This is a genomic window from Bacteroides sp. HMSC067B03, assembly GCF_001811315.1.
GTDB classification, from domain to species: domain Bacteria; phylum Bacteroidota; class Bacteroidia; order Bacteroidales; family Bacteroidaceae; genus Bacteroides; species Bacteroides faecis.
In genome coordinates this window covers 1-287 of sequence record NZ_KV804495.1, presented here as the reverse complement: position 1 = coordinate 287, position 287 = coordinate 1, and the positions used below count along the sequence as shown (strand labels likewise).

1 pseudogene is annotated in these 287 nt (G+C 46.0%); it reads right to left on the bottom strand.

The features are described from left to right. A pseudogene (locus HMPREF2794_RS26000) lies at positions 1-287 on the bottom strand (ATP-dependent Clp protease proteolytic subunit); the annotation flags it as partial.

Genomic DNA, 287 nt, shown 5'->3' with positions numbered 1-287 from the left:
TGTCTTTCGAGCATGTCGACGCGGTCTGCCTTACGTTTCCACACGTCTACCTGCGCGATAAATTGTGCTTCCGTGGTACTTGCGTCCATTCCGAAGCGAGTAGTCAACATTGTTAAATCCATGTCATTTTTTGATTTTTCGTTATTAATAGAGTCAGTAATCTCAATTTCACCTGTGTAGCCGCAATTGGTAATCATTTGTGCCGTAGCCTTATCGACCTTTGCCTTGCCTGTAACTTCCGTCACAAAGCCGTTTTCCTTCGCTTCCTGCGCGCTCATCCAGTAGTC